This window comes from Nonomuraea monospora (assembly GCF_039531895.1).
Classification (GTDB): Bacteria; Actinomycetota; Actinomycetes; order Streptosporangiales; family Streptosporangiaceae; genus Nonomuraea; species Nonomuraea monospora.
Window position 1 is genome coordinate 1 of sequence record NZ_BAAAQX010000089.1, and the last position, 3,361, is coordinate 3,361.

Below are 3,361 nucleotides of genomic sequence, written 5' to 3' on the forward strand. Positions count from 1 at the left end.
AAGATTGTCCGGCGGTGACCTACTCTCCCACACCCTCCCGAGTGCAGTACCATCGGCGCAGAGAAGCTTAACTTCCGGGTTCGGAATGTAACCGGGTGTTTCCTTCCCGCCATAACCGCCGTAACCCTGCGAAACAGCCATTTGCTGTCTCAGAATTGCCTAGTGGACGCGAGCAAGAATGCTTTGTGGTCAAGTCCTCGGCCTATTAGTACCGGTCAGCTCCACACGTTACCGTGCTTCCACCTCCGGCCTATCAACCCGATCGTCTATCGGGAGCCTTACCCACTCTCATGGTGGGAGACCTCATCTCAAGGCGAGCTTCCCGCTTAGATGCTTTCAGCGGTTATCCCTTCCGAACGTAGCCAACCAGCCGTGCACCTGGCGGTACAACTGGCACACCAGAGGTTCGTCCGTCCCGGTCCTCTCGTACTAGGGACAGCCCCTTTCAAGTCTCCTGCGCGCGCAGCGGATAGGGACCGAACTGTCTCGCGACGTTCTAAACCCAGCTCGCGTACCGCTTTAATGGGCGAACAGCCCAACCCTTGGGACCTACTCCAGCCCCAGGATGCGACGAGCCGACATCGAGGTGCCAAACCATCCCGTCGATATGGACTCTTGGGGAAGATCAGCCTGTTATCCCCGGGGTACCTTTTAGCCGTTGAGCGACACCGCTTCCACATGCCGATGCCGGATCACTAGTCCCAGCTTTCGCTCCTGCTCGACCCGTCAGTCTCACAGTCAAGCTCCCTTGTGCACTTACACTCGACACCTGATTGCCAACCAGGCTGAGGGAACCTTTGGGCGCCTCCGTTACCCTTTAGGAGGCAACCGCCCCAGTTAAACTACCCACCAGACACTGTCCCCGATCCGGATCACGGACCAGAGTTAGACGTTCAAAACGACCAGAGTGGTATTTCACCAATGACTCCACCCGAACTAGCGTCCGAGCTTCCCAGTCTCCCACCTATCCTACACAAGACGTTCCAAACGCCAATGTCAAGCTGTAGTGAAGGTCCCGGGGTCTTTCCGTCCTGCTGCGCGTAACGAGCATCTTTACTCGTAGTGCAATTTCGCCGGGTCTGCGGTTGAGACAGCGGGGAAGTCGTTACGCCATTCGTGCAGGTCGGAACTTACCCGACAAGGAATTTCGCTACCTTAGGATGGTTATAGTTACCACCGCCGTTTACCGGCGCTTAAGTTCTCACCTTCGCCAACCGAAGTTGGCTAAGCGGTCCCCTTAACGTTCCGGCACCGGGCAGGCGTCAGTCCGTATACATCGTCTTACGACTTCGCACGGACCTGTGTTTTTAGTAAACAGTCGCTTCCCCCTGGCCACTGCGACCCCCACCAGCTCCAGGCGCACAGCCCATCACCAGCAGAGGTCCCCCTTCTCCCGAAGTTACGGGGGCAATTTGCCGAGTTCCTTAACCACAGTTCACCCGATCGCCTTAGTATTCTCTACCTGACCACCTGAGTCGGTTTAGGGTACGGGCCGCCACAACACTCACTAGAGGCTTTTCTCGGCAGCATAGGATCATCCACTTCACCACAATCGGCTCGGCATCACATCTCAGGCATAAGGAACGCGGATTTGCCTACGTTCCGCCCTACATGCTTACCCCAGGACAACCATCGCCTGGGCTGGACTACCTTCCTGCGTCACCCCATCGCTTACCTACTACCCAATCAGGCCGAGCGTTCACTCTGACCCCAAGCCCGAAGGCTTTAGGCGAGTTAAGGACTCTTAGTATCAAGGGGTTCAGTATGGGCGCATTGAAGCGGGTACGGGAATATCAACCCGTTGTCCATCGACTACGCCTGTCGGCCTCGCCTTAGGTCCCGACTTACCCTGGGCGGATTAGCCTGGCCCAGGAACCCTTGGTCATCCGGCGCGAGGGTTTCTCACCCTCGATTCGCTACTCATGCCTGCATTCTCACTCGCACAGCCTCCACAACTAGATCACTCTGCTGCTTCGCCGGCTGCACGACGCTCCCCTACCCATCAACCCCCCACGAAGGAGGATCAATGCCACGACTTCGGCGGTGTACTTGAGCCCCGCTACATTGTCGGCGCAGAATCACTTGACCAGTGAGCTATTACGCACTCTTTCAAGGGTGGCTGCTTCTAAGCCAACCTCCTGGTTGTCTCTGCGACTCCACATCCTTTCCCACTTAGCACACGCTTAGGGGCCTTAGTCGGTGATCTGGGCTGTTTCCCTCTCGACTACGAACCTTATCGCCCGCAGTCTCACTGCCACGCTCTCACTTACCGGCATTCGGAGTTTGGCTGACGTCAGTAACCTTGTCGGGCCCATTAGCCATCCAGTGCTCTACCTCCGGCAAGAAACACGCGACGCTGCACCTAAATGCATTTCGGGGAGAACCAGCTATCACGGAGTTTGATTGGCCTTTCACCCCTACACACAGGTCATCCCCCAGGTTTTCAACCCTGGTGGGTTCGGTCCTCCACCCAGTCTTACCTGAGCTTCAACCTGCCCATGCGTAGATCACTCCGCTTCGGGTCTACAGCATGCGACTCAAACGCCCTCTTCAGACTCGCTTTCGCTACGGCTCCCCCACACGGGTTAACCTCGCCACACACCATAACTCGCAGGCTCATTCTTCAAAAGGCACGCAGTCACATCACACACCAGCAAGCTGATGTAAGCTCCTACGGCTTGTAGGCACACGGTTTCAGGTACTATTTCACGACCCCTCACCGGGGCACTTTTCACCTTTCCCTCACGGTACTCGTGCACTATCGGTCATCAGGGAGTATTTAGGCTTACCAGGTGGTCCTGGCAGATTCACACAGGATTTCTCGGGCCCCGTGCTACTTGGGATCCCCTCCAGCAGTCGACAAGGTTTCGCCTACCCGGCTCTCACGGTCTACGGCAGCCCTTCCCAGAGCTTTCAACTACCCCATCGATTTATCACTGCTCGAAGCGGCGGCAGCCACTTCAAGAAGGTCCCACGACCCCGGACATGCAACGCCTGCCGGCTATCACACACGCCCGGTTTAGCCTCATCCGCTTTCGCTCACCACTACTCACGGAATCACTGTTGTTTTCTCTTCCTACGGGTACTGAGATGTTTCACTTCCCCGCGTTACCACCAACCGCCCTATACATTCAGGCGGAGGCAACACCACATGACTGGTGCTAGGTTTCCCCATTCGGACATCCCCGGATCAACGTCTGGTTGGCGACTCCCCGAGGCTTAACGCAGCCTCCCACGTCCTTCATCGGCTCCTGATGCCAAGGCATCCACCGTGTGCCCTAAAAAACTTGGCCACAAAGATGCTCGCGTCCACTATGCAAATCTCAAACAACAAACAGCAAGCCACCGCCACAACACCAAC

At 56.6% G+C, this 3,361-nt stretch carries 2 rRNA genes; both read right to left on the reverse strand.

The features are described 5' to 3' along the window. Positions 1 to 6: 6 nt before the first annotated feature. Positions 7 to 123: ribosomal RNA gene (rrf, locus tag ABD331_RS60525) — 5S ribosomal RNA — on the reverse strand. Between the two features lie 62 nt (positions 124 to 185). Beyond that, a 23S ribosomal RNA gene (locus tag ABD331_RS60530) occupies positions 186 to 3,293 on the reverse strand. Between the last annotated feature and the right edge of the window lie 68 nt (positions 3,294 to 3,361).